General features: G+C 70.6%; 20 protein-coding genes. 11 read left to right on the top strand and 9 right to left on the bottom strand.

Annotated features, from left to right (window positions below; all coding sequences use genetic code 11):
• Nucleotides 1–70: 70 nt before the first annotated feature.
• Nucleotides 71–1,057, bottom strand: coding sequence for a cell envelope lipid trafficking protein PgfA (gene pgfA / locus EHO50_RS03110; protein WP_128428231.1), 987 nt, complete (start codon nucleotides 1,055–1,057; stop codon nucleotides 71–73).
• 222 nt (nucleotides 1,058–1,279) lie between these two features.
• Here pgfA and EHO50_RS43865 point away from each other — a divergent pair, with 222 nt between their 5' ends.
• Together EHO50_RS43865 and EHO50_RS03105 are read left to right on the top strand one after the other, a co-directional pair.
• Nucleotides 1,280–1,432, top strand: coding sequence for a hypothetical protein (locus EHO50_RS43865; protein ID WP_164904735.1), 153 nt, complete (start codon nucleotides 1,280–1,282; stop codon nucleotides 1,430–1,432).
• Between the two features lie 2 nt (nucleotides 1,433–1,434).
• On the top strand, nucleotides 1,435–2,688 hold the full coding sequence (locus EHO50_RS03105) for a PucR-like N-terminal domain-containing protein (RefSeq protein WP_246100998.1): 1,254 nt from the start codon (nucleotides 1,435–1,437) through the stop codon (nucleotides 2,686–2,688).
• Between the two features lie 49 nt (nucleotides 2,689–2,737).
• Here EHO50_RS03105 and EHO50_RS03100 read toward each other — a convergent pair whose 3' ends face one another.
• Entirely contained in the window at nucleotides 2,738–3,592 is an 855-nt protein-coding gene (locus tag EHO50_RS03100; protein WP_128428230.1) for a hypothetical protein, read from the bottom strand.
• A 121-nt stretch (nucleotides 3,593–3,713) separates the two neighbouring features.
• Here EHO50_RS03100 and EHO50_RS03095 point away from each other — a divergent pair, with 121 nt between their 5' ends.
• Nucleotides 3,714–3,977 (top strand): hypothetical protein, encoded by a 264-nt coding sequence (locus tag EHO50_RS03095; protein WP_128428229.1) that lies wholly within the window; start codon nucleotides 3,714–3,716, stop codon nucleotides 3,975–3,977.
• Between the two features lie 76 nt (nucleotides 3,978–4,053).
• Here EHO50_RS03095 and EHO50_RS03090 read toward each other — a convergent pair whose 3' ends face one another.
• From EHO50_RS03090 to EHO50_RS03080, 3 genes are read right to left on the bottom strand one after another with little or no spacing between them, the layout of a single operon-like run.
• A complete protein-coding gene (locus tag EHO50_RS03090) occupies nucleotides 4,054–4,248 on the bottom strand; it encodes a hypothetical protein (protein WP_128428228.1) in 195 nt (64 codons plus the stop codon).
• A gap of 10 nt (nucleotides 4,249–4,258) precedes the next feature.
• Nucleotides 4,259–4,786, bottom strand: a complete 528-nt coding sequence (locus EHO50_RS03085) for a hypothetical protein (protein ID WP_128428227.1) — start codon at nucleotides 4,784–4,786, stop codon at nucleotides 4,259–4,261.
• Nucleotides 4,787–4,818: 32 nt separating this feature from the next.
• Nucleotides 4,819–5,361 (bottom strand): DUF2269 family protein, encoded by a 543-nt coding sequence (locus EHO50_RS03080; RefSeq protein ID WP_128428226.1) that lies wholly within the window; start codon nucleotides 5,359–5,361, stop codon nucleotides 4,819–4,821.
• A gap of 222 nt (nucleotides 5,362–5,583) precedes the next feature.
• Here EHO50_RS03080 and EHO50_RS03075 point away from each other — a divergent pair, with 222 nt between their 5' ends.
• Complete coding sequence (locus EHO50_RS03075; RefSeq protein WP_128428225.1) at nucleotides 5,584–5,763, top strand: hypothetical protein; 180 nt, start codon at nucleotides 5,584–5,586, stop codon at nucleotides 5,761–5,763.
• Between the two features lie 65 nt (nucleotides 5,764–5,828).
• Here EHO50_RS03075 and EHO50_RS03070 read toward each other — a convergent pair whose 3' ends face one another.
• Nucleotides 5,829–7,928, bottom strand: coding sequence for a TerD family protein (locus tag EHO50_RS03070; protein WP_181449565.1), 2,100 nt, complete (start codon nucleotides 7,926–7,928; stop codon nucleotides 5,829–5,831).
• 264 nt (nucleotides 7,929–8,192) lie between these two features.
• On the opposite strand from EHO50_RS03070, the gene EHO50_RS03065 reads away from it, so the two are divergent.
• Together EHO50_RS03065 and EHO50_RS03060 are read left to right on the top strand one after the other, a co-directional pair.
• Nucleotides 8,193–8,966 (top strand): IclR family transcriptional regulator, encoded by a 774-nt coding sequence (locus tag EHO50_RS03065; protein WP_128428223.1) that lies wholly within the window; start codon nucleotides 8,193–8,195, stop codon nucleotides 8,964–8,966.
• A complete protein-coding gene (locus EHO50_RS03060) occupies nucleotides 8,963–9,823 on the top strand; it encodes an SMP-30/gluconolactonase/LRE family protein (protein ID WP_128428222.1) in 861 nt (286 codons plus the stop codon). Before EHO50_RS03065 ends, EHO50_RS03060 begins: the two co-directional genes overlap by 4 nt.
• Nucleotides 9,824–9,901: 78 nt before the next feature.
• Here the strand turns inward: EHO50_RS03060 and EHO50_RS03055 are convergent, their stop codons facing one another.
• The 3 genes from EHO50_RS03055 to EHO50_RS03045 all read right to left on the bottom strand — a co-directional run bounded on the left by EHO50_RS03055 (nucleotide 9,902) and on the right by EHO50_RS03045 (nucleotide 13,252).
• The gene (locus EHO50_RS03055; RefSeq protein ID WP_128428221.1) at nucleotides 9,902–11,296 is read right to left on the bottom strand and encodes an NAD(P)/FAD-dependent oxidoreductase; all 1,395 of its coding nucleotides are present in this window, start codon (nucleotides 11,294–11,296) and stop codon (nucleotides 9,902–9,904) included.
• The gene (locus EHO50_RS03050) at nucleotides 11,289–12,518 is read right to left on the bottom strand and encodes an MAB_1171c family putative transporter (protein WP_128428944.1); all 1,230 of its coding nucleotides are present in this window, start codon (nucleotides 12,516–12,518) and stop codon (nucleotides 11,289–11,291) included. Before EHO50_RS03050 ends, EHO50_RS03055 begins: the two co-directional genes overlap by 8 nt.
• A 122-nt stretch (nucleotides 12,519–12,640) precedes the next feature.
• Nucleotides 12,641–13,252 (bottom strand): toxin-antitoxin system, toxin component family protein, encoded by a 612-nt coding sequence (locus EHO50_RS03045; RefSeq protein WP_181449542.1) that lies wholly within the window; start codon nucleotides 13,250–13,252, stop codon nucleotides 12,641–12,643.
• A 336-nt stretch (nucleotides 13,253–13,588) separates the two neighbouring features.
• Between EHO50_RS03045 and EHO50_RS03040 the strand changes: the two genes are divergently transcribed.
• From EHO50_RS03040 to arfA, 5 genes are read left to right on the top strand one after another with little or no spacing between them, the layout of a single operon-like run.
• Nucleotides 13,589–14,938, top strand: coding sequence for an extracellular solute-binding protein (locus EHO50_RS03040; protein ID WP_128428220.1), 1,350 nt, complete (start codon nucleotides 13,589–13,591; stop codon nucleotides 14,936–14,938).
• Between the two features lie 14 nt (nucleotides 14,939–14,952).
• Complete coding sequence (locus EHO50_RS03035) at nucleotides 14,953–15,891, top strand: carbohydrate ABC transporter permease (RefSeq protein ID WP_128428942.1); 939 nt, start codon at nucleotides 14,953–14,955, stop codon at nucleotides 15,889–15,891.
• The gene (locus EHO50_RS03030; RefSeq protein ID WP_128428219.1) at nucleotides 15,888–16,778 is read left to right on the top strand and encodes a carbohydrate ABC transporter permease; all 891 of its coding nucleotides are present in this window, start codon (nucleotides 15,888–15,890) and stop codon (nucleotides 16,776–16,778) included. The genes EHO50_RS03035 and EHO50_RS03030 overlap by 4 nt, the downstream gene beginning before the upstream one ends.
• A complete protein-coding gene (locus EHO50_RS03025) occupies nucleotides 16,775–17,743 on the top strand; it encodes an arabinan endo-1,5-alpha-L-arabinosidase (RefSeq protein ID WP_128428218.1) in 969 nt (322 codons plus the stop codon). Before EHO50_RS03030 ends, EHO50_RS03025 begins: the two co-directional genes overlap by 4 nt.
• 21 nt (nucleotides 17,744–17,764) lie before the next feature.
• Nucleotides 17,765–19,285 carry an arabinosylfuranosidase ArfA gene (gene arfA, locus EHO50_RS03020; RefSeq protein WP_128428217.1) on the top strand — a complete coding sequence of 507 codons (1,521 nt, stop codon included), beginning with the start codon at nucleotides 17,765–17,767 and terminating at the stop codon, nucleotides 19,283–19,285.
• Nucleotides 19,286–19,342 lie beyond the last annotated feature (57 nt).

The raw sequence follows: 19,342 nt of genomic DNA, 5'->3' as shown, positions 1-19,342 counted from the left end.
TTCGCCCAGCCGTTCGCCACGGCTACTCACCGGCGTGACAATTTCGGGCTTTATTAGAGCTGACGTCACGTCACATTGTGAGCGAGGGCTGCGGCATCTCGACCGTACCCGGCGATTCGGGGCGCCTACGCCCTCGTGCCACCAAAACGCCACCCACCACCGCAAGCACGCATCCCGCCCCAGCGGCCCCGATCGGCAGCGTCTCGCCCACCATGCGCAGCAGACCGCTGTCCCGCTTCGCCTGCCGCACGGCCTCCTTCTGCGTGGCCGTGGTGAACGCGATCTTCTCGCTGTCCAGCAGCACCACCGCGTCCTTGTCGCCGCCCGGCGCCCGCAGGGTGCGGCGCGGGCCGGTCTGCGCGTAGATCACCCGGCCGGTGCGCTGGTCCACGACCAGCCTGAACCCGTGGTTGGAGTACCACTCCTCGGCCAGCACCTGCGGCCGCTTCGGCTGGTCGACGAGGCTGCCGGGGACGAGCCGGGTGCCGACCTTGCGGGGCGCGACCGTGCCGGTGAACCGGTATCCCGTGTACCCCTGGACCTTCTCGGTGCCGTCGTACCGCAGGGTGATCGTGGTGCCGCCGGTGTTGTCCCACCACTGGTAGGAGCGCTTCTCGACGTCGAACGGGAACTTCAGATAGGCCTCGCCCTCGATGTACGGGGTCTCCTTGCAGCAGTGCACCGGTTTCGTCGTCCTGCGGTCCATCACCCAGCGGTGCGGGGTGAAGTCCAGCGCGTCGTGCGGGTCGGCGGCCGGCAGCGACTTGTCGGTGTCGACGGTGGTGATCACGTCCCACACGGCGTTGCCGCTGCGCTCACTTTCCGCCACATTGCCGCGCACCCGCTGAGTGACGGTGATCTTCTGGTCCGGCACGGTCTCGATCTTGTCGGTGTCGAAGACGCTGCCGGTGCCCTTGTACACGGCGGTGGTGTCGATGTCGATGGGGTTCACAGCGGCACGCGGGGTCACGTACCAGGCGAGCAAGGGCGCCAGTACCAGCAGAAACGTGCCGATGCCCAGCAGGATCAACGAGAGAGGTGAGGCTGTACGGCGCATCCGGCACTCCTGGGAAATTGACGCATGGTCGATGCACGGTCGGTGCACGGTCGTTGCCTGGCCGTTCTTGGGCCGGGAACCGTAGGCGTCCCTTGACGGAGTGTCAATGTCTTGACGGGCTGACCCGGCTTGTCGAGACTGAACCCGACAGGCAGGGGTCGGGAACAGGCTGGCACCACCGGGGTGGGGACGACCTCCGGATGCAGAGAGGCTGACCCTGCGATGTCCAGACTGCTCGCCGCCACGGTGACCGTCGCGCTCGCCGCCGTACTCGCGGTGGGTGCCGCGCTCGGCGTCGTCGCGCTGCTGGAAGCGACGCCCGACCAGCCGAACACACCATTGATCACATACGAGCAAGCAGGCCAGGGGAGTTGACCGTGGCAGCCACCTCGCCGGCCTCCGTGGCCGCCGCGGCCGTCGCCCCCCGCTCGGCCTGGCGTGAAGTGCCCCGCTTCCAGGTCCGCCGCTTCGCGGAGCTGGCCATGGCCGAGGCCCCGGCCCTCGCCGAGGAGATCCTGCGCGAGATCCGCCGCGAGTACCCGCATCTGCCGGTCGTCCTGGACGAGTCGGGCGAGCCGATGGCCATGGTCGGCATCCGGCGCGCGATCGAGGTCTTCGTCCAGCACCTGGAGACGTCCGAGGGCCGCCCGACCGTCCCGCCGGGCGTCTTCCAGGAGTTCGGCCGCGGCGAGGGCCTGCACGGCCGCTCCCTGGACTCGCTCCAGGCGATCTACCGGATGGGCGTACGCCTGGCCTGGCGTCGTTTCGCCGAGATCGGCCAGCGCGTCGACATTCCGCCGCCCGCGATGTACGAACTGGTGGACGCGGGCTACGAGTATCTGGACGGCCTCGTCGACCAGTCGGTGCGCGGTTACGCGGAGGCGGCGGCACGCCAGGCCGGCGAGCGGTTACGCCTCCAACGCCGCCTGATGGAACTCCTGCTGGTCGAACACCACCGCGGCGATCCGGCGGACGCCCTGACGGAGCGGGCGGCCCGGATCGGCTGGCCGCTGCCGGAGAAGGTCGCCGTGGGCGTGCTGCTGCGCCCGGCGCGGGAGGCGGTGGCCCCGGCGGTGGGGCAGGGCGTCCTGCTCGACATGGAGTACGAGCAGCCCCGCATGGTCGTCCCCGAACCGGACGCCGCCGGCCGCCCCGAACTGCTGCACCGGGCACTGACCGGCTGGGCGGGCGCGATCGGCCCCCCGGTCCCCCTTGCCGACGCGGCGAAGTCGCTGCGCTGGGCCGAGGCCGCCGTAGGCCTCATGGAACGGCGGCTGCTGCCGGCCGGCGACGTCCTGTACTGCACCGAGCACACCGAGGCGTTGGTGCTCCTGCAGCCGGAGGAACTGATCGACGACCTGGCGCTGCGGTGCCTGGCCCCGCTGGAGCACTGCGGGCCCACGCACGGCCGACGGCTGGCGGAGACGTTACTGGCGTGGCTGGAGACCAGGGGCGGGGCGCCGGAGGTGGCGGCCCGCCTGGGGGTGCATCCCCAGACGGTCCGCTATCGCCTGCGGCAGATCCGGGAGTTGTGGGGCGACGAGATGGACGACCCGGACCGGCGGTTCGAGTTGGAGCTGGTGTTGCGTGCGCAGCGGTTGAAGGGCGTGCTGGGGGAGACGCGCCGATAGCCGCCGCTCGGGTTGCTCTGTTGCTCGGGCTGCTCTGTTGCTCTGCGACTCAGAAGCCGTAGCGGCTCTTCAGGTGGCGCCAGAAGTCCCGGAACATCCACTTGTCGAACTCGGTGATCTGCGCGGCGGATCCGGCCTTCATGAGGAAGCAGCACTGACCGGTCGGGGTCCAGTCGTAGAAGTCGTCGAGCCCGAAGGTGTGGCCGACTTCATGCAGATAGATATGGATGTTCTCCTGGCCGAGCGCCGAGGTGAAGTACTCCTGCCCGACGCGCTGCCCCCAGTCACCGCCGGCACCGCCCTGGAACCCCTTGGTCAGCCACAGCGACTGGTCGTAGTGGCGGGCGGCTCCGCCCGGGCACTTGGAGTAGTTGCCGTCCTGGTGGAAGAACCGGCCGCAGTCGGGGGCGCACTGCGGGGCGCCGCCGCTGTCCAGCATGCCGGCGTAGATGTCGACCGAGTTGTCGCTCCACTGGAGGGTGGAGCGGTTCTTCACGGCCCAACCGACGATGTTGACCGGCACGTTCGTGTACGGCCAGGCATTGTGCCCGGTGCCGTTGCTCTCGACCATGGCGGCCATCCACTTCCCGAACTGCTTCTTCAGCGCGGCGTGGATCTGGTCGCGCAGGGCGGCGCTGACGGGGGCGTCGGACTCCCAGCGGACGCAGTAGTTGACGCTGCCGCGGTTGGCCATGACCTGGTCCCAGCCGTAGTTGCGGAAGCCGTAGAGGTTCGGGTAGGTCGACTCGACGTGGTTCCAGACCTCGCCCAGGGGCTGGACGAGGGTGGCCGGCGGATTCCACTGGTCGGCGGCCTGGGCGGGGGACGCGGTGACGGCGGGCCCGGCGACCAACGCGATGATCGCGGCGAGTACGGCGCCGAGCCGGGCAAGGCGGGTGCGCATGGTGAACTCCCTTGGTGAGGAACGGACTTCGGGACTTCACCTGCCTGTCGCCGCCGGGGCCGTGGAGGTTGCCCGCCGTGCGGTACTTGTGCGCGTCGGTCGCGTCGCGCATGGTGGCCGTATGTCCGACAAACCGGAGTTACACATCTGGCTCCAGCCCGTCAAGGGGGAACCCCTGACCGTGCGGACCAGCGACTTCGCGACCCTGGAGTCGGCGGTCGTGGCCCTGAACGAGGCCTTCGACGAGGGCCGCACCCTACGCTTCGAACTCACCGCCCCGGACGACCCCGCGAACGGCTTCGCGCTGGTCAACTTCGCCCATGTGGTGGCGGTGAAGGTGTGGCCGGAGTCGGGGAAGGGGGCGGATGACGGGCAGTACCTCTGACGCGTGAGCCGCCAACAGTCCGGCGTCCAGCGCGACCGAGGGCACGGCGAGTTTCCCCCGGAACAGGACCGCCGTCTCACCCGGCGGAGCGCTCCAGGGCCTTGGCTCCCTGCCGGTCCAGACGGGTCGACCCAACAGTGCCGAAGCGATCGAGGCCCAGCGCGGCGACCGTCCGATCCTCGTCGTACGAGAGGCCCGCCGCCTCGCCGACGGCGTGCACCAGGGCGGCGATCACTTCCGGCTGGGTGCCGTAGCCGACTCTCACGCCCAAGACGCCCCCGTCACCAGCCGTGTTCGGAGGGCCCGACGACCCGTGCGTCGACCTGGGCCGCCAGCCAGGCGGCCCGCTCGTCGTGGCCGGGACGAGCGTGGATGAAGACCGTGTGCTCGGGTGCCCACTTCTCGCAGTGGATGTCGTGGCTGTGGCACGCGACCTCCAGCTCCGCGTACTTGTACTCCTCGTCCAGCCCGAGCTCCGGGACCGGGGGCCACTTCAGGTTGTGCCAGAGGATGTGGCACCGCGTGATGGCCATGCCGGTTGCGAGTGTCTCGCGGGCCTCGACGACGGTCTCGATCCCGACGGCCACGTTGGCGGGCAGCAGGGCGCCATCCGCCCCGTACGACGTGACTCCGGCACCGGGAAAGGCGTCGGTCAGCTGTCGCAGTTCGCTCTCACTGTGTGCCCAGGCATCCAGATGGCACCAGGACGGCTCGTACCAAGTGGCGACCGCCAGCAGCCGCTCCGCGAGGTCCAACGCCTCATCCAGGTCCGTGGTCCGCAGCACGGGCCACGCACATGTGTTCCCCATGCGCGCATCCTGCCAGGCTGCCGAGGACCGGGTCACGCGGTTTGGCGGGCCGGGCCGGTGGTGCCGGCGGGTGTGCGGGCGGACGTGGCGCGCAGGCGTCGGCCCCGTCGGGTGAGCCCCCAGGGCTTGAGGATCGAGATCACCGTCATGAAGACGTACGCGGACAGCGACACGATCGGCCCGAACAGAACCTCACCGGCGTCGGGCAGCGGCCCGCCCGCGGCGACGGCGGCGACTGCGGAGTTCACGCCGGGGCGCAGCGCGAAGACGGTGGCGGTGGTCGTGGCGAGGGTCACCCAGAACTTGGTGCAGACCCACCGGTGCCGCGCCAGTCCCCACTGCGTACCCAGCGCCAGCACCAGCCCGCTGACCAGCGTGAGGAACGCGACCGGCAGCAGGAGCCAGTCGGAGAACAGCTTCATGGCCCGCACGGACGCCTCCACGGTCACCGCGGACCCGGTGGTGGCCGCGGTGATCCCGAGCGCGAGCAGCCCGAGCGTGAGCCCGAGCCAGCTCGCGGCGGCGACGACATGGACGACGAGGGAGGCCCGGCGGGCGGGACGGCTCAGTTTCATGAGCACCACCGTGCCGGGCGGGGGCGGTCAAGGCGTCTGACGGCGGGACTAACCCCGCGTACTTGTCTCGGCGTATTCGGCGGCCCTTCGGCTGCTCGGTGGGGAGGAAAGGGGCGGCGATGGGGTGAGTGGGACCTGTGGGCCCTCGGGCGGAGCGTCGGGCCGATCCGGACGGAGTTCGCGTGGCTGGAAGGCGGCGCCTTCCTCGTCCAGGGCGCCGACGTGGGCCCCGAGACGGCCCCGCGCCGCTCCCGGCTTCCACCACGCCTCACCGCCACCCTCGGCGCCGACGGCGACACGATGGAGGGCCGCTGGGAGCAGTCACCGGACGGCGAACAGTGGACGACGGGCTTCGACGTCACGTTCGTCCGCACGGCGCGCACGGCGAAGCCTCAGGGCTGAGGGGCTCAGAGCTTCAGAGCTGAGGGGGCCTGAGACCCCTGAGACCCTAAGACCCCCCTCAGCTCCTACGTGACGGCGGCGGCCTCCTTCGGCGCGGTGCGTCGCGGTGCGGGCCGGTCCAGGTGGACCACCACGGTCGTGTAGAAGCGCTGCACCGCTTCGTCCACGCTGCGGATGAAGCCGGACTCGGTGTTGCCTCGGGTGCTTCCCATGCCCTTGAAGAGGGACAGGCGGAAGCCGGTGATCCGGGTGGCGCCGCCCTTCGGCAGCATGTCCGCCGGTTCGGGGCGCAGCCGCTCCAGCGTGCCCCGGGGGCCACCCGTCTCTCCCTCCACCAGGGTTTCGACATGCAGGTCCGCCGGTGCCTCGGCGAGGCGGCGGACCAGCCGCTTGGCCCAGGTCAGGGGATAGCCCTGCTCGGGTGCGGGGATCTCGACAGACGTGCGCAGCTTGCCGGTGCGCAGGTCGGCGCCGATCGTGAGCAGGCCCGGGGCGTTCTCGACCCGGAGCTCCGCCTGGAGCCTGCCTTCCCGGCACAGCTGGTCGGCCAGCTGAACCCGGCGGGCGCCGGGGTCGGTGCCACGCCTGGCGCGTTGAACAGGGAGCACCTTCTGCCCGAGTTCGCCGCCGAGCCTGAGGCACACCTGGCGGACGAGGCGCTCCCAGTTCTCGACCACCTCAAGGGCGCGCGGGTCGCCCTGGCACAGGGTCTCGTCGCTGATGCCGTTGCGTACCGGCACCCATGCCGCGCCCATGTTCTGGAAGCCGTGGCAGCCGGAGTTCTCGTGCTGGAGGTAGTGCAGCAGTTCCTGGAGGAGCCAGGTGCGCGCCGCGTTGCCGACTCCCTCGTGCCGGATCAGCAGCTGCGCCTGATGGGCCACTTCGGCCCAGGACAGGTGCCAGAGCGCCACCTTGTGCTTACGCCGCCCGTCGATCTTGACATCGACCAGTGGGCTGCCCTCCAGCGCGACGTCGTTCGACACCGTGATCACGGCTTCGTAGCCGCGCCGGGCGGCGATGTCCATGTAGGCCTGCACCTGGTCGGCCTTGAGGGCGTTGCCGTTGGTCTTGGTCTCGACGAGTGCCGTCCACAGCTTGCCGGCCCGCTCGATGCGGATCACTCCGTCGGGGCGTCGGGGAGTGTCGCCGTGCGGCAGGGACACCTCGGTGAACGTCTCCATACGGCCGGACGGCGCCCCGAACGCGGCGGTGAGCCGCCTGCCGAACCGGGGCACCTGGGCCATGACCGACAACAGCACCGAGGTGGCGCGCATCTCCCGGTCCCGGTCGCTCTTGAGCGCCGAGACGGGAAAGAGCCTGGCCGGCTTCCAGGAGTCGTTCTCCGCCAGGGACTTCGGCGGCGTGCTGTGCGCAGGCGCCTTTTTCTTCGCCGTGCGGGGCCGGGCGGCCGGTTTGCGCGGCCCGGGTTCCTCGACGGGCCGTCGGGGGGCCGGGACCGCCTCCAGCGTCGCCGCCTCCGTCGCGGTGGCCGGTGCGGTCGGATCCGGCTGAGCGCTGCTGTCGGCCGCGCCCGGCGCCTGCGCCGTGGACCGTGCTTCTGCCTCGTCGGGAGCCTGGGCCTCGTCGGTCAGCGCTTCCGTCCCCGACTGCGCTTCCTCCTCGGCCGCATCGTCGTCGATGTCCACCCCGAAGTCCGTCGCCAGCCCCGCCAGCCCGGAGGCGTACCCCTGCCCGACGGCACGGAACTTCCACTCCTCGCCGCGCCGGTACAGCTCGCCGAAGATGATCGCGCTCACCTCGGCGGCGTCGTCGATGGCGAACCTGAGGAGGCTCTCACCGGCCGCGTCGGCCAGCCTCACCTGCAGGTTCTCCAGATCTCCGAAGCGGGCTTCGCCGTACCGGCTCGCGGCCACGACGATCCGCTCGACATCCGGCGGGACCGCTGTCAGATCGAAGCTGATCCGGTCCTCGTTGCCGTCCTCGGTCGGCGTCTTGCCCAGGAGCTGCACGCTGCCGTCGGCCGCCACCGGGTTGTTGTAGAAGTAGAAATCGGCGTCGCTGCGGACCTTTCCGTTCGTGTCCAGCAGCAGGACGGACACGTCGGCGTCGCCCTCACCGGTCGGGCTGCCCCAGCCCAGGCTGACGATCGCCGAGCCGACGTCCTCGCTCAGGGCGGCCAGCGCCACGTTCGAGCCCTTGATCATTTCGCGCACAGAACCCCCCACATCACTCACCTGAGGGCATGCGCATACGACGGCCCCCGGTGCCTCCCCGTGCGACAGATTGTGACGTGCCGCACACGGGCAACGGTACTGGCCGTGGATCGCCTCCGCGGAGCTTTCGAGCTGGTCCCCGCCTGCCCATTGCCCGGGCAAACGCATTTTGAGTAGCCTGTGTTCGTTATTCCGATCGGCTGTTGAAATTTCGAACGCAGCCTCACTACTGACACCCAAGGGAGGGGGCCGAAGGTGGGACGCCTCGTACCAGCCGTGACCAGGGCTCTCGACATTCTCGAGCTCTTCCTCGACGGGGACGGCACGCTCTCCGCGCCCGACATCGTGCGCAAGCTCCAGCTGCCGCGCACCACCGTGCACGAGCTTGTCACCACGCTCGCAGCCAGGTCGTACATCGTCCAGGTGCCGGGCCAGCCGGGACGGTACCGCCTCGGGGTGCGGCCGTACCAGCTCGGCAGCCGGTACGCCGAGCAGCTCGACCTCGCGGCCGAGGGGCAGCAGGTCGCCCGGTCCGTCGCCGAGACCTGTGACGAGACCGTGCACGTGGCGATCCTCGAGGGCACCGACGTCATCTACATCGCCAAGGTGGACTCGACGCACGCGGTGCGCATGGTGTCCGCCGCCGGGCGCCGGCTGCCCGCGCACTGCACGTCGGTCGGCAAGATGCTGCTGGCCTCCCTTCCCGAGCCCGAGCTCACCGCCCGGGTCCCCGACTCGGCCGAGCTCGTCGGTATGACACCGAACAGCATCACCGACCCGGGCGCCCTGCGCGAGGCCCTTGCGGAGATTCGGGAGCGGGGGATCGCCGTCGAAAGGCGGGAGTCCAACCCGGACGTGTCGTGCGTGGCCGCCCCGGTGCGGGACCGTACCGGGCAGGTCGTCGCCGCCCTGTCCATCTCCGTCCCCATGATCCGCTGGAGCGACGAGCGGCGCGGCGAGCTGGAGCAGCTCGCCGCCAAGGGTGCCGCCGAACTGTCGGAGCGCCTCGGACACCGGAGCGTGGCATGACGGAGCGTGCCACGGCGGCGTACGAGGTCGCCGTCCAGGCGGAGGCGGAGCTCGGTGAGGGGCCGACCTGGGATCCGGACAGCGGTCGGCTCATCTGGATCGACATCCTCGGGTCCCGGATCCACACCTACGACCCCGTCTCCGGGCGCCGCTCGGTCCGTACGACCCCGCAGCACATCGGCGCCGTCAAGCCGCGCGTCGGCGGCGGCCTCGTCCTCAACCTCCGGGACGGCGTGGGGCTGCTGGACCCGGACGACACCTTCCGCTGGCTGCACCACGAGCCCGTCCCCGGCCGCCGGGCCAACGACGCGGCCGTCGCCCCCGACGGCTCCCTGTGGGCGGGCACCATGCGCTACGACGAGGCGCCCGGCGGCGGCACCCTGTCCCGGGTCGCCGGTGACGGCTCGGTCGAGGTGGTCCTCGACGACGTGGCCGTGAGCAACGGCACCGGCTGGAGCCCGGACGGCAGCCTCATGTACTACATCGACTCGCCGACCCGTCGTGTCGATGTGTTCGACTTCGCCGACGGTCGGGCCGGGAACCGGCGTCCGCTGGTCGAGATCGAGGACGGCGCCGGGTTCCCCGACGGGCTCACCGTCGACGCCGAGGGGTGTGTGTGGGTGGCCCTGTGGGAGGGCGCGGCCGTACGTCGCTACACGCCGGACGGTGAGCTGGACCGGGTGATCGCGCTTCCGGTGCCCCGGGTGACGGCGTGCGCGTTCGCAGGGCCCGACCTGACCGACCTGTACATCACGACGGCCCGCGTCGGACTGGCGTCACCGCCACCGCTGGCGGGGTCGGTGTTCGTGGTGCCGGGGGCGGGCAAGGGGCTGGCGCAACCGGCGTTCGCCGGCTGACGCACCGAGCTGAGAAACGGCAGCCGCGGGCGGGTCACCCCGCCCGCGTCGGCCCACCGGGCCTCCCGGCGAGCCCGCTCACCGCAGCCCCGCCGCCTTCCGCTCCTCAGCCGTCAACGGCGGCCCGCTCAGCGGCGGCTTGAGGGGGCCGAACAGTGCGGCCAGCAGCACGGACGGGGCGAGCAGTACCTCGGCGCCCCGCTCCAGCGACGTCACATCCGTGACCCGCCGAGCGATCCGCCCGTTCCCGGTGGCCGTGTACAGCAGCCGGCCCACATACGCCGCCAGCAACCGGTCGCGCAGGGTGGGGCCGTTCTCCGTCGCCCCGGGATAGAACACGTCCATCCCCAGGGCCAGGTCCCACGCCGCCGACGCCGGCCGCGCCACCGCCCGCTGGATCCGCCGGGACAGGCCGGCCGCACCCCAGCCCTGACGCCGTATCACATCCCGTAGGGCGACGGCGCTTTGGGCGGCGACCGACATCCCGTGCCCGTAGATCGGGTTGAGCGCGCACAGGGCGTCCCCGAGGACGGCGAAGTTCTCGGGCCAGGCCGGCATCCGCTCGTAGTGGTGGCGCCGGTTGGCGGTCGTCCGGGTGTACGCCACGTCGGTCAACGGCTCGGCGTGTGCGAGCAGTTCGGCGATGACGGGATGCCGTAGCTCCTCACGCGCGTACCGTACGAAGTCCTCTGCCTCGGTGGGCGGTTCACCGCCCCGGGACCCGAAGAGGGTGACGATCCACCGTCCGTCCTCGATGGGCAGCAGCACGCCCCCGCAGCCGGGCTTTCCGGCGCGCGGGTCCGGCTGGACGTTGACGACCGGGAACGCCTCCCGCGCCGCCTCGGGCGCCCGGAACACCCGACTCGCGTACGCCACCCCGGAGTTGACCTCGCGTCGCTCGACCGCCGGCAGGCCGAGGTCCGTCAGCCAGCCGGCCGTACGCGAGGCGCGCCCCGTGCAGTCGACGACCAGGTCGGCCGACAGGGTCCGTTCGGGGGAGTCGTGCGTCCGGATCCGTACGCCCGTCACGGCCGCGGCCGTACCGACCGGCCCGAGCACCTCGGTGCCCTGCACCACCTCGATGCGCTCGTCGGCGAGGACGGCCGCCCGCACGGTCGCGTCCAGCAGGTCCCGGCTGCACAGCAGCATGTGGTGCGACTCGGCCCACCGCCGGTACCAGCCGTACGGCGACAGCGCCACCATGTCCGTGGTCACCGGCAGCCGGTGCGCCCCCGCCTCCCGCAGCCGTCCGACGATGCCCGGCAGCAGCTCCTCCATGGCATGGGCGCCGCCCGACCACAGCTGGTGGACGTGCCGGGCCTGCGGCAGGCCCTTGCGCGGCTCGGGGCCGGCCGGCAGCACGTCGCGTTCCACGACGGTGACACGGTCGGCGACGTCGGCCAGCGCGCGGGCCGCGAGCAGGCCGGCGAGGGAGCCGCCGAGGACGACGGCGTGGGTGGTGCGTTCAGTCATGTACGGGCACGTTCTGTGCTGGGGCGGCCGTGCGGGCACGGACCGCCTCGAGGTCGGCGGGGTGGCGGAGGGCTCGGGAGACGGCCCCGATCTCCTGGAGGAGGTCCGTGGTGTCGGGGCCGCCCGTGCCGTTGCCGTCGGCCGGGGCCCGGCTCCTGCGGTGCACGGCGTCCTGGATGGTCACGGCGGCGGCGAGCGCCTTCGCCCGGCCGGGCGGGAAGCCGAGGGCGAGCGCGGTGTCGTACGACCGCCTGCGCAGGTCCTCGTCGATGTGCCGGGCCAGCGGCAGCAGGACGTCGCGGATGAAGGTCTCCCGGCGGATCAGCCGCAGTTCCGGGGTGGCGTGCAGGACGAACCGCACGCCGGAGCCGTTGACGGCCTTCATCAGCAGGTACAGGGGCCGCAGTCGGTGGTGGGCGAGGCGCAGTTGCCAGCGGTCGTGCAGGTACTGGCCGGCGTGCGGGAGGATGAAGCCGACCGCGATCAGGATGGCGGACAGGGCGGCGACGGGCGGCGCGAGGTCGGTGCTGAGCCAGTCCAGGTCGTGGCCCGTCCAGCGGGCGGCGACCGCGGTCAGCTTGGCGGCGTCGAAGATGAGGTTGAGGCCGTAGCCGACGCCCAGGAACACCAGTCCCCAGCGCAGCCAGGCGTCGAGGCCCTCGGTGCGCACCCAGTTCCAGATCAGCCGGGACGTGATGAGGACGGCCGTGCAGTGGGCGAGCAGATAGAGCAGCGTCTCCTCGCGCATGAACGGCGTGTTGGCGTAGTACGTGTCCAGGTCCTGCACCCGCTCCACCGGCGCGTCCGCGAGGGCGAACAGCACCCACAGCGCGACGATCACGCCTGAGTACGCGCAGATGACCAGGCGCATGGCGCGGCGGGTCTCGGCGTTGCGGTCGGACAGGCCGTTGCGCCAGGCGATGATCAGCAGCAGACAGGAGCCGCAGAACGCGGTGAGCAGGGAGTACACCAGGGGTGCCGCGAAGTTCGGTACGCCCGTGACGCGGTTGACCCAGGCGATCGTCGCCGGCGCCGCGAAGACGAACACGGCACAGGCGAGCAGCAGCAGACCGCCGACCGCGCGCAGCAGCGGGTCCCGCCAGAGCCGGATGATGGTGGGCAGCTTGATCGCCAGGGCGGCGGTCAGCACGACGGTCGGGATCCAGAACGAGATGTACACCTGACCGAGAAGCCCGGCGGGGTCCAGCGCCAGCCCGGTCACCGGGCCCGCCGGATCGGCCATCGCGCCTGCCAGCCCGGTCACCGAGCCCGCAGGACCGGCCATCGCGCCCGCCGGACCGATCACCGCGCCCGCCAGATCGGTCACCGCACCCCCCAGCCCGGTCACCGCGCCGTCCTCCCGCTCCCGCGATAGCCCAGCGAACGCTGCACGGGTCCGAGCGGCGCGTCCGCCCCCTGCCCCGACAGCAGCGGCCGGAAGGCGGCGGCCAGTCGGTGCCCGAAGTCGTCGGCCTCGGCCTCGTCCCGCTGCCGGGAGCCGTCGCGGGCGGCCACCGCGAGGGCGATGTCCTGCCACCCGGGCCGCTCGGCGAGCGCGTGCGCGGCCGCCGTACCGGCCGTGTGGTCGTGGCCGTGCCCGGCGTGCAGGTGCCACAGCTCATGGCCGAGGATGACCAGTTGCTGCATCGCCTCGGCCCGCTCCTCGACGATGACCAGGTCGAAGTCCTGGAACTCCACCCACAGTCCGGTCACTTCGATCTCGTCCGGGAACTGCTCGAAGCGCAGCTCGACGGGCCGCCCGCCGCGCCGCGCGCTCATCTCGGCGCACAGGGCGTGGCACAACTCGCGGACATCGGCCGGGGGGTGGGGTCTGGCACGCAGGGCGGCGCTCAGATCGGAGGTCAGGTCGCGCATCGCGGAGCCGGCGTGCGACCGCCGCAGCCGTAGCACCGAAGCGACCCGGGCCGCCCTCTGGCGCGCGCCCGCGATGTCCATCGCATCCCCTGTTCCCCCGCCGCTCGGCGGGCCGTTCGAGCCTATGCGACCCGAAGTGTCCGCGTCATGTGATCCGGCGACCGTTGTTCAACCGGGAACGAAGCGCTCCGCGGGTGGGGCCGGGATCGGGTCGTCGGTCGTCTGCGGGGCCGTTGGGGCTGGTCGCGCCCACGCGGCGGAGCCGCATATCGACACAGCCCGCGCCCCAAGGGGCGCTCAGGGCTCGGGCGTCGCCCGGAATTCGTGCACAAGGCATTGACTAGAAAGCGCTTGCAGCCTACGGTCCCGTTCGAAGTTACGTGCACAATTCGATATCTCGAACAGTAAGGGCAGGGAATGGGACGACCTGGCCTGAACCGCAGGCAACTTCTGGCCACCGCAGGCGGCTTGACGGTGGCCGGCAGCTTCGGCTTCGCCGCGCTCGGCACCGGCGCAGACGCGCTCGCCTCGGGCGCGGACACACGGGTGCGCTACTGGAACCTCTTCAGCGGCGGCGACGGCGCCAACATGATCGCGATGCTGGACGCCTTCCGCAAGGCGAACCCCGGCATCGACGTGAAGGACTCGACCCTCCAGTGGGGCAACCCCTTCTACACCAAGCTCGCCATGGCGGCCGCGGGCAACCGCGCACCCGACCTCGGCGTCATGCACATGGGCCGCGTCACCGGCTTCTCGCCGGGCCGTCTTCTGGACCCCTGGGACGTGGACCTGCTCGCCAAGTACGGCGTACGGGAGCAGGACTACAACCCGGCGCTGTGGAAGCGCGGCGTCATCGACGGCAAGCTCTACGCCCTCCCGCTCGACATCCACGTCCAGCTCTGCTTCTACCGCAAGGACGTGCTGAAGAAGGCGGGGCTGCTGGGCGACGACGGCAGGATGATCCCGGTCACCTCCACCGACGAGTGGTTCGACGTCCTGAAGAAGGCCAAGGCCGCCCAGAAAAAGGGGCTCCAGACGATCGGCCTGTGGACCAACGACCAGAACTTCCAGTGGTGGTTCTTCGTCGCCTTCTACACCCAGCTCGGCGGCCAGTGGTTCAACGACGCCAACACCGAGGTCCTCTTCGACGCCGACAAGGCCACCCGGGTACTGGAGTTCCTCCGCAGGCACGTCACCGACGGGTACGTCATCCCCGGCGCCCCCACCGGTGAGCAGTTCATCAACGGTGCCCCCTTCACCTGGGAGGGCAACTGGTCCGTGCCGGTCTTCTCCGGCGCCGAGCTGGACTACGGCGCGACCCCGCTGCCGCCCGTCTTCGGCAAGCAGGCCACCCACGCCGAGTCGCACGCCTTCGTCCTGCCGCACCAGTCGGGCCGCGGCGGCGCCACCAACGAGGGCGCGCACGAACTCGCCGCGTACGTCGTCAAGCACGCCCTCCAGTGGGCGGCCGGCGGCCACATCCCCGCGTACACGCCGACGCTCGCCACGGCCGCGTACAAGAAGCTGACCCCGCAGAACGAGTACGTGAGCGCCATGGACCACCAGGCCACCGAGCCGAAGGTGTGGTTCGCGGGCTCCACCGGCGTCCTCGCCCAGGACCTCGGCCCGGTCGTCGTCTCCTCGACCATGGGCTCCGCCAAGCCGGCCGCGGTCGCCCGGACGATGAAGAAGCGCCTCACCAAGCTCCTCGCCTCGAAGAACCCGATGGACGGCAGAACCGCCGCGCAGGGAGGTGCGGTCGTATGACGACCAGCGCTCACATGACGACCAGCGCTCAGACCGTCGTCGCACCGGCACGCGCCAGGACGGCGACCGCCACCGCGACCCTCCGCCGCAAGCAGGGCTTCCAGCACGGCGGCTGGTTCGTCGCCCCGTTCCTGGCGCTCTTCGTGCTGTTCGTGATCTGGCCGCTGCTGCGCGGCGTCTGGCTCAGCTTCACGGACGCCAACATCTCCGGCGAGGGCGCGAGCTTCGTCGGCCTCGACAACTACCGCGAGGCCCTGAACGACTCGGCGATGTGGGAAGCGCTCGGCCACAGCGCCTACTTCACGCTGCTGGTCGTTCCGTGCATCACGGTCCTCGCCTTCCTGCTCGCGATGCTCGCCCACAACATCGAGCGCGGCAAATGGCTGTGGCGGCTGTGTTTCTTCGTGCCGTTCCTGCTGCCCTCGACGGTCGCGGCCAATATGTTCCAGTGGCTGTTCACCCAGGGCATCGGCCTGATCAACGAGACCTTCGGTCTCGACACACCCTGGCTGACCGACAAGTCGTACGCGATGCTCGCCATCGTCATCGAGACCCTGTGGTGGACGGTCGGCTTCAGCTTCCTGCTCTACCTCGCCGCCCTCCAGGGCATCCCGGACCACCTGTACGAGGCCGCGAAACTGGACGGCGCGAACGCCTGGCACCGCACGGTCCACATCACGCTGCCGATGCTGCGCAACATCACCGGCCTGGTGATCGCGCTCCAGATCCTCGCCTCGCTCCAGCTCTTCGACCAGGCCGTCGTGATGATGGACTTCTCGCCGGGGCCTGAGCTCAGCACCCGCTCCTTCGTGCAGTACACCCTCGAACAGGGCTTCACCAGCTACCGCGTGGGCTACGCCTCGGCGATGTCCATCATCTTCTTCGTGATCATCGCAGTCGTCGCCCTGGCGCGGATGTGGCTGCTGCGCAACCGTGAGGAGGGCGGCCGATGACCACCGCCGAGACGACCGCACATACCGCACGCACCGCAAGCACCGTACGCAGCAAGTCCCGCAAGCCCTGGACGACCGGCCAGATCGTCCTCACGGTGATCGGCGTCGCGGTGTCCGCCGTCTTCGTGGCGCCGATCGCCGCGGCCCTGTTCACCTCGTTCAAGTCCGAGGCGGAGGCGGCCGAGATCCCGCCGCACTGGCTTCCGGAGGTCTGGACGGTCCAGGCGTGGAAGGCGCTGTGGGAGACCGGCAACGTCACCAACTGGTTCGTCAACTCCCTGGTGGTGTCGGTCTGCGTCACCTCCGTCGTGCTGGCGGTCAGCGCCCTCGCCGGATACGGCTTCGCCCGCACGGAGTTCCGCGGCAAGAGCGTGCTCATGGGCATCGTCATGTCGGGCCTGATGATCTCCCCGGCCGTCCTCGGCGTACCCCTGTTCACGACGGTCCAGCAGATGGGGATGGTCGACACCTACTGGGGCATGATCCTTCCCCAGTGCGCGCCGGCCGCGATGGTCTACATCCTCTACAAGTTCTTCCAGGGCATCCCGCGCGAGCTGGAGGAGGCCGCGTTCATCGACGGCGCGGGCCGCTGGCGGGTCTTCTTCACGATCGTGGTCCCGCTGGCCCGCCCCTCCCTCGCGGCGGTCGGCATCTTCACCTTCATCGCCTCGTGGAACAACTTCCTGTGGCCCTACATGGTGACCAACAACCCCGACCTGATGACCATGCCGAACGGCATCGCGACCGTCATGAACTCCTACGGCATCCAGTGGGCCCAGCTCATGGCGGGCGGCCTGATGGCGGGCCTGCCGCTGATCGTCGTCTTCGTCTTCTTCCAGAGGCAGATCGTGGCGGGCGTCGCCCACACGGGATTGGCGGGACAGTGAGAGCACACAGAGCGCTGACCGCCGTACTGGCGGCGGTCCTCCTGGCCTTCCTCCCCAACTCGGCGCAGGCGGCGGTGAGTTACCCCGATCCGCAGCCCATCGGCGGGCAGGAGATCATCCACGACCCGACCGTCATCAAGCTGAAGTCCGGCCGGTACGTGGCGTACTCGACCGGTGGCGTCATCGGCGCCCGCCTCTCCAAGGACCGCGTGCACTGGACCGACGAGGGCAACGCCTTCTCCGCGCCGCCGAGTTGGTGGTACGAGTACAACGACACGGGCGACCCGTGGGCGCCGGACATCTCGTACCGGGACGGCAAGTACTGGCTCTACTACGCCGTCTCGTCCTGGGGCACCAACCACTCGGCGATCGGCGTCGCGACGTCCCGCTCCGGCCTGCCCGGCACCTGGACGGACCACGGCAAGGTGTTCTCGTCCGAGACGACCGACACCTGGAACGCCATCGACCCCGCGATCATCCGGGCGGACGGCAGGCTGTGGATGTCGTTCGGCTCGTACTGGACGGGCATCCGCATGGTCGAACTGAACCCGAAGACGGGCAAGGCCCTCCCCGGCGCCGACGTCCACCACCTGGCCACCCGCCCGGACGCCCCGTACGCGGTCGAGGGCCCGTACATCGTGAAGCACGGCCGCTACTTCTACCTGTTCGCGAGCTACGACGCCTGTTGCGCGGGAGTGAACTCCACCTACAAGATCAAGGTCGGCAGGTCCGCAAGCGTCACCGGCCCGTACGTCGACAGCACGGGCAAGCCCATGCTGGAGGGCGGCGGCGACCTGCTCCTCGCCGGCCACGGCAGGTACGTCGGCACCGGCGGTGAGTCGGTCTTCCGAGACCGAGGCCAGGACTGGCTGGCGTACCACTACTACGACGCGGACGACAACGGCACCCCGAAGCTGGGCCTGAACAGGCTCGGCTGGGTCCGTGGCTGGCCGGTCCTCAAGTAACTCCGTTCCCGAAAGGCTCCCATGAGCAAGACCACCGCCCGTTTCACCCTCGACCCCGCCTTCACCGTCGGCGAGGTCAACCCCCGTCTCTTCGGATCCTTCGTCGAACACCTCGGCCGCTGCGTCTACACCGGCATCTTCGAACCGGACCACCCGACCGCCGACGACAAGGGCCTGCGCCAGGACGTCCTGGACCTGGTCCGCGAACTCGGCGTCACCGCCATCCGCTACCCCGGCGGCAACTTCGTCTCCGGCTACAAGTGGGAGGACTCGGTCGGTCCCGCCGAGGACCGCCCCCGCCGCCTCGACCTGGCCTGGCACTCCACCGAGACCAACCGCTTCGGCCTCTCCGAGTACATCGACTTCCTCCGCAAGGTCGGCCCCCAGGCCGAGCCGATGATGGCCGTCAACCTCGGCACCCGAGGCGTCGCCGAAGCCCTGGAGCTCCAGGAGTACGCCAACCACGCCGAGGGCACCGCCCTGTCCGAGCTGCGCGCCTCCCACGGCGACAAGGACCCGTTCGGCATCAAGCTGTGGTGCCTCGGCAACGAGATGGACGGCCCCTGGCAGACCGGCCACAAGACCGCGGAGGAGTACGGCCGCGTCGCGGCGGAGACGGCCCGGGCCATGCGCCAGATGGACCCCCACGTCGAACTCGTCGCCTGCGGTTCCTCCAGCCAGTCCATGCCGACCTTCGCCGAGTGGGAGGCGACGGTCCTGAAGGAGACGTACGACCTCGTCGACTACATCTCGCTGCACGCCTACTACTGGCCCGAGAACGGCGACCTCGACTCCTTCCTCGCCTCCGCCGTCGACATGGAGTCCTTCATCGACAACGTCGTCGCGACCGCCGACCACGTGGGCGCGCGGCTCAAGTCGAAGAAGCGGATCAACCTCTCCTTCGACGAGTGGAACGTCTGGTACCTGCCCGAGTGGGAGGCGCGCGCGAAGGAGTTCGAGCAGGACGACTGGCCCGAGGCCCCCCGCCTCCTGGAGGACAACTACAGCGTCACCGACGCCGTCGTCTTCGGCTCGCTGCTCATCGCGCTGCTGCGGCACGCCGACCGCGTCACCGTCGCCTGCCTCGCCCAGCTGGTCAACGTCATCGCCCCGATCATGACCGAACCCGGCGGCCCGGCCTGGCGGCAGACGACGTTCTTCCCGTTCGCGCAGGCCTCCCGGTACGGCCGCGGCCAGGTCCTGGACGTCCGCGTGGACTCACCGACGTACGAGACGAAGAAGTACGGCGAGGCCGACCTGCTGCACGCCACCGCCGTGCGCGCCGAGGACGGCACGGTCACCGTCTTCGCGGTCAACCGCAGCCGCACCGACGCCCTCCCGCTCGAAGTCGCCCTGAACGGCCTCGACCTGACCCAGGTCGTCGAGCACAGCGCCCTCGCGGACGCCGACCCGGACGCCCGCAACACCCAGGACGACCCCGAGCGGGTCACCCCGCACCCGGTCGAGGGCACGGCGCTGAAGGACGGCCGCCTCACCGCCGTACTGGAGCCGCTGTCCTGGAACGTGATCCGGCTGGCGTGAGCCGGCTGGCGTGAGCCGGTTGACGTGACCCGGCGGAGCTGATGTCCACGCCTCGGA

The organism is Streptomyces cyaneus (genome assembly GCF_004028635.1).
GTDB lineage: Bacteria > Actinomycetota > Actinomycetes > Streptomycetales > Streptomycetaceae > Streptomyces > Streptomyces cyaneus.
This window is presented reverse-complemented; position numbering and strand designations above follow the sequence as displayed.

Excerpts from the sequence above, each read along its gene's own strand:
- pgfA (WP_128428231.1), bottom strand. The coding sequence starts at position 1,057 with ATGCGCCGTACAGCCTCACCTCTCTCGTTGATCCTGCTGGGCATCGGC.
- EHO50_RS43865 (WP_164904735.1), top strand. The coding sequence starts at position 1,280 with ATGTCCAGACTGCTCGCCGCCACGGTGACCGTCGCGCTCGCCGCCGTA.
- EHO50_RS03100 (WP_128428230.1), bottom strand. The coding sequence starts at position 3,592 with ATGCGCACCCGCCTTGCCCGGCTCGGCGCCGTACTCGCCGCGATCATC.
- EHO50_RS03095 (WP_128428229.1), top strand. The coding sequence starts at position 3,714 with ATGTCCGACAAACCGGAGTTACACATCTGGCTCCAGCCCGTCAAGGGG.
- EHO50_RS03085 (WP_128428227.1), bottom strand. The coding sequence starts at position 4,786 with ATGGGGAACACATGTGCGTGGCCCGTGCTGCGGACCACGGACCTGGAT.
- EHO50_RS03080 (WP_128428226.1), bottom strand. The coding sequence starts at position 5,361 with ATGAAACTGAGCCGTCCCGCCCGCCGGGCCTCCCTCGTCGTCCATGTC.
- EHO50_RS03070 (WP_181449565.1), bottom strand. The coding sequence starts at position 7,928 with ATGATCAAGGGCTCGAACGTGGCGCTGGCCGCCCTGAGCGAGGACGTC.
- EHO50_RS03060 (WP_128428222.1), top strand. The coding sequence starts at position 8,963 with ATGACGGAGCGTGCCACGGCGGCGTACGAGGTCGCCGTCCAGGCGGAG.
- EHO50_RS03055 (WP_128428221.1), bottom strand. The coding sequence starts at position 11,296 with ATGACTGAACGCACCACCCACGCCGTCGTCCTCGGCGGCTCCCTCGCC.
- EHO50_RS03045 (WP_181449542.1), bottom strand. The coding sequence starts at position 13,252 with ATGGACATCGCGGGCGCGCGCCAGAGGGCGGCCCGGGTCGCTTCGGTG.
- EHO50_RS03040 (WP_128428220.1), top strand. The coding sequence starts at position 13,589 with ATGGGACGACCTGGCCTGAACCGCAGGCAACTTCTGGCCACCGCAGGC.
- EHO50_RS03035 (WP_128428942.1), top strand. The coding sequence starts at position 14,953 with ATGACGACCAGCGCTCAGACCGTCGTCGCACCGGCACGCGCCAGGACG.
- EHO50_RS03030 (WP_128428219.1), top strand. The coding sequence starts at position 15,888 with ATGACCACCGCCGAGACGACCGCACATACCGCACGCACCGCAAGCACC.
- arfA (WP_128428217.1), top strand. The coding sequence starts at position 17,765 with ATGAGCAAGACCACCGCCCGTTTCACCCTCGACCCCGCCTTCACCGTC.